Origin of the sequence: Paenibacillus zanthoxyli JH29, assembly GCF_000520715.1 — a bacterium.
In the GTDB taxonomy this organism is placed as follows: domain Bacteria; phylum Bacillota; class Bacilli; order Paenibacillales; family Paenibacillaceae; genus Paenibacillus_AQ; species Paenibacillus_AQ zanthoxyli.
In genome coordinates this window covers 1-4,415 of the sequence record NZ_ASSD01000081.1, presented here as the reverse complement: position 1 = coordinate 4,415, position 4,415 = coordinate 1, and the positions used below count along the sequence as shown (strand labels likewise).

Below are 4,415 nucleotides of genomic sequence, written 5' to 3'. Positions count from 1 at the left end.
GCGGGCGAGTGGCTGTCGATAATGCCGATCAAGCCGATGCCCTTGCGCTCCGCCGCTTCCTTGGCGATCCCCGCAAAGGTCAGATCGCGGCTGCCGCTGATCTTCACCGGCTGTCCCTCGGACGTTCTGCCGATATGGACATGCAGGTCGCAATAGCAGCGGACAAGCTCCGGCTCGGAAGAGGATGCGGCCGAAGCCCTCTTCCGCTTCTGCTTCTCATCTATGAATACCCGATTTAGATCATGCGTCCCTCGTCCGGAAGCCTGTTCGTCGGGATTCCACCCGGCACCCTTCCTGCGTTCCGGTCCCGTTAGACTCAAGCCCTGCTGCGCTCCCTTAGGTCCTAGTTCCATTTCCCGGTCAGTGTATACAAATGCCAGGCGTAGACCGCCATCATGGTCTTCGCATCGGCAATCCGCCCGTCGGCAATGTATTCGTACGCTTCTTCCAGCGTCAGCTCGGACACTTCCAGGAATTCGTCCTCGTCAAGGGCCATCGCCCCGGGCTGTGCATTCTCCGTCACATACAGATGAATAATCTCGTTAGCGAAGCCCGGAGAGGTGTAGAACGATTTCAGCAGGAACAGATCGCCGCCGTGAAAGCCCGTCTCTTCCTGCAATTCCCGCCCAGCGGCTTCCAGCGGATCTTCGCCGGGGTCCAGCTTGCCCGCTGGAATCTCCACTTCCGTGCGTCCCATCGGCTGGCGGAACTGCTCGACAACGAGCATCTTGCCCTTGTTCAGGGCCAGAACCGCTACCGCTCCCGGATGCTTAACCACTTCCCGGGTCGCGGTATTGCCGTCCGGCAGGGTCACCGTGTCCACCTGAAGCGTAATAATTTTGCCTTCAAAAATAGGTTGGGTGGATACCGTAGTCTCGTCCAGCGCCGGATTGGCCGGCCATACTTTTTTCAATTCAGTTCCTTGATTTTCCATATTTATCAGGTCTCCTTTATCTCTGGTCTGCATACGGTGTATTATAGCAAACTTCAAGAGAAAGAAGGAAATCGTCATGGATAACAGGGTAGGCCGTACTCGCCGCACAGGCTTGTTTCTCTCGGGCTCACCAGAGCATATCCGCAAGCAGCTGCTCGCCTTACAGCAGCGGTTCGGGCCGGATATGCCGCTGGCTTATGTATTGTCGCTGCACAACCGGGAACATATCAACCTCCACGCGGAGAACCGCCTGCAAGAAGATGCAGCACCCCAGGCCATGTAAAACTTAGGATAACCTCTCGGGCTAATCCGGCCGCCCTCTACCTTAGCCGATCGGTACTACAGGCCTCCGGCAGCCGGCCTGCCCTCGTGATCTTCCCTTCTTGCTTCCGAAACACTAAAAGAAGCTGCTCCATTGGCCGGCATTCCGGCCCGTAGAGCAGCTTCTCGCCGCATTACGGCCGCCTGCGGTTTCTTCCCTTTACGGGAATCAGCCGGGCGGCTGATTACTGCTATTTATTAACGCTTTCTTTGACAATCGCCACTACCAGCTCGGCCGCCTTGACAATGTCAGCCGCCTTGATCCGCTCTTTGGTCGTATGAATATTCTCATATCCAATGGACAGGTTGAGCGTCGGCACGTTCAGTCCGTTGAACACGTTGGCGTCACTGCCGCCGCCCGACGGGAACCGTCTTGGTGTCAGCCCAACTGAGACGATAGCCCGCTCAGCCAGCTGCACAATGGGGTCATGCTCGTTAAAGCTGAAGGCCGGGTAAATGATCTCGCTGCGGAATTCGCATTTCGCCCCGTACTCGCGTACCGTCGTTTCCAGCGCCTCGCGCATCTGGGCCAACTGCAGATCGACCTTGTCCTGGACAATGCTTCGCGCTTCGGCCTCCAGCTGCACATAATCGCAGACGACATTCGTCGGGCCACCGCCGGCAAATTTGCCGATATTGGCAGTTGTCTCGCTGTCAATGCGGCCAAGCTTCATCGCGGCAATCGCTTTGCCGGCCACCTGAATGGCGCTGATGCCGTCTTCGGGATTGACGCCTGCATGGGCGGATTTACCGAAGATCTCCATCTTGATCTTGGCCTGCGTCGGAGCGGCTACCGCGATGGCGCCGATTTCACCGTTGGAGTCAAGCGCAAAGCCGAAATCCGCGTCCAAATATTTCGGATCAAGCGAACGCGAGCCAACTAGCCCGGACTCCTCGCCCGCCGTGATGACGAACTGAATTTGCCCATGCGGAAGGTTCTGCTCCTTGATTACGCGAATCCCTTCGAAGAGCGCGGCCAGACCCGCTTTGTCGTCCGCCCCAAGGATAGTCGTGCCATCGCTCGTGATCCAGCCGTCTTCGCCGAGCGCCGGCTTGATGCCCTGACCCGGAACGACCGTATCCATATGGCAGGTGAACAGCAGCTTGGGAGCGCCCGCTTCCACATTCTCCGCAGGCCATGTGACAATCAGATTGCCCGCGCCATGCCCGGTTCTTTCCTGTGAATCATCTTCTACCGCTTTAAGTCCAAGCTCCTTGAATTTGGCGATCAGGTGATCAGCGATGTTCCGTTCCTGCTTCGTCTCGCTGTCGATCTGGACAAGCTCCATAAATTCCTGAATCAATCGGTCTTGTGCTATCACTGGACTTTCCTCGCTTTCAAGTATACGTTACAATAAGTTGTAGCCGGTTCGCCGGCAAAGCACTGTATGCCCTAATTTTAAACCAATTCCAAAGGAGTCACACATGCAACGTCAAAAATGGTTCCGCGTCTTTATCTATGTAATGCTGATCGCGATGGTCGCTTCCACGCTTATGATTGTTATCGAGCCTTTTCTCGCTGGATGATGAAGCTTCGCGGCTTCCCCCGCTAATTACACAGCGGTCCGGATTCTCCGGGCCGCTGTTTGCATTACTCTTCGTTTATGGTCCGGCCGTGGCCTTCGCCCAGTCCGATATAATCCCGTCATAAGGAAACCGGTTAAGAAAATGGGGCACGAGCGCCGCCGCGACTTCTTCGATTTCGAACCGGCGGCCTGTGCACTCTTCCAGCGAGGTCACGCCGTACTCGGAAATGCCGCAGGGGATGATTCCCCGGAACCCTTCCTTCGCGATGCCCTCCCGAATGTTAAAGGCGAAGCCGTGGCTGGTCAAGAAGCCTTTGCGCGTGCGGCTCTTATTGAATTTCACGCCAATGGCGCAAATCTTCACATTGCCTACCCATACTCCGGTATATTCCGGCTTTCTGCCGCCCTCGATGCCGAAGGTGGCAAGGTAATCGATAATCACCTGCTCCAGCGACCGCAGATAGCCGTGAAGGTCAACTCTGCCCTGCTCGCCGATTCTTAGCAAGGGATAACCGACCAGCTGTCCCGGCCCGTGATAGGTAATGTCCCCGCCGCGGTCGATTTCAAACAAGGAGATTCCTTCCTCCCGCAGCTGATCGGCGTTAAGCAGAAGGTGCTCGGGATGATTCTGCGACCCGATCGTATAGGTTGGCGGGTGCTGCAAAAGAATCAGCTGCTCAAGGCGCTCGCCGGCGTCAATGGCGCGAACCGACTCTTTTTGCATATTCCAGGCTTGGCTGTATTCGATCATGGGAAAATAGGATATTTCCAGCTTCCGGGGTTCTATGCTGTCCATGCTTCAACATCTCCTTTGCCCTTGATTCTTTGCGAAGCCTTAAAGCCGGCCTACCTGTGTCCCGGGATTTTCCAGGACCAGGCAAGACCGGCATTCGTGTTGGTACGAGTGCTTAATACACGTTCGTGTCCAGGCTGTAGCTCTCGATATTATCCTTCACCCGCTGCAGGAAGCGTCCGCAGATGACGCCGTCGAGAATCCGGTGGTCCAGCGACAAGCAAATGTTGGCCATCGAACGGACAGCGATCATATCGTTGATGACGACAGGCTTTTTCACAATCGATTCAAAAGTCAAAATGGCCGCCTGCGGATAATTGATAATCGGGTAAGACAAAATCGAGCCGAACGAGCCGGTGTTGTTAACGGTGAAGGTTCCGCCCTGCATATCTTCCAAAAGCAGCTTGCCTTCGCGCGTCTTCATCGCCAAATCTTCGATTTCCCGGGCAAGGCCCGCCACGTTCTTCTGGTCTGCCTTCTTGATAACCGGGGTCCAGACCGAATCCTCGGTGCCGACCGCCAGCGATATATTAATGTCCCGCTTGACAATGATTTTGTCAACCGCCCAGACGGAGTTCATAATCGGGTAATCCTTGATCGCGCTGACGACGGCCTTCATCAAGAAAGCAAGATACGTCAGGTTGATCCCTTCTCTGCGCTTGAATTCATCCTTCAGCTTATTGCGCAGGAGCACAAGGTTCGTCACGTCCACCTCGATCATCGTCCAGGCATGCGGGATTTCCGAGACGCTCTGGCGCATCCGCGAAGCAATCGTATTGCGGATCGGCGTCACGTCGATCAAATACTCGGAACGGCCGCTCTCCACCTCGATTTCAGGGAT

General features: G+C 55.7%; 6 protein-coding genes and 1 pseudogene. 2 read left to right on the top strand and 5 right to left on the bottom strand.

Annotated features, from left to right (window positions below; all coding sequences use genetic code 11):
* Both L691_RS33300 and L691_RS0103145 read right to left on the bottom strand, forming a co-directional pair.
* Positions 1-224, bottom strand: a pseudogene (locus tag L691_RS33300) (hypothetical protein); the annotation flags it as partial.
* Positions 225-343: 119 nt separating this feature from the next.
* Positions 344-934 (bottom strand): NUDIX hydrolase, encoded by a 591-nt coding sequence (locus L691_RS0103145; protein WP_036735009.1) that lies wholly within the window; start codon positions 932-934, stop codon positions 344-346.
* Positions 935-1,010: 76 nt separating this feature from the next.
* Here L691_RS0103145 and L691_RS0103140 point away from each other — a divergent pair, with 76 nt between their 5' ends.
* Positions 1,011-1,217, top strand: a complete 207-nt coding sequence (locus tag L691_RS0103140; RefSeq protein ID WP_025688727.1) for a hypothetical protein — start codon at positions 1,011-1,013, stop codon at positions 1,215-1,217.
* 229 nt (positions 1,218-1,446) lie between these two features.
* On the opposite strand, the gene L691_RS0103135 is transcribed toward L691_RS0103140, so the two are convergent.
* Positions 1,447-2,577, bottom strand: coding sequence for a M20/M25/M40 family metallo-hydrolase (locus tag L691_RS0103135; RefSeq protein WP_025688726.1), 1,131 nt, complete (start codon positions 2,575-2,577; stop codon positions 1,447-1,449).
* 103 nt (positions 2,578-2,680) lie between these two features.
* Here L691_RS0103135 and prli42 point away from each other — a divergent pair, with 103 nt between their 5' ends.
* Positions 2,681-2,782: a stressosome-associated protein Prli42 gene (gene prli42, locus L691_RS31755; RefSeq protein ID WP_144415233.1), complete on the top strand. Its 102-nt coding sequence runs from the start codon at positions 2,681-2,683 to the stop codon at positions 2,780-2,782.
* A 75-nt stretch (positions 2,783-2,857) separates the two neighbouring features.
* Here prli42 and lipB read toward each other — a convergent pair whose 3' ends face one another.
* On the bottom strand, positions 2,858-3,568 hold the full coding sequence (lipB, locus tag L691_RS0103125) for a lipoyl(octanoyl) transferase LipB (protein ID WP_025688725.1): 711 nt from the start codon (positions 3,566-3,568) through the stop codon (positions 2,858-2,860).
* 121 nt (positions 3,569-3,689) lie between these two features.
* Positions 3,690-4,415: dihydrolipoamide acetyltransferase family protein (locus tag L691_RS0103120; protein WP_025688724.1), on the bottom strand; the 726-nt coding region annotated here is incomplete at its 5' end.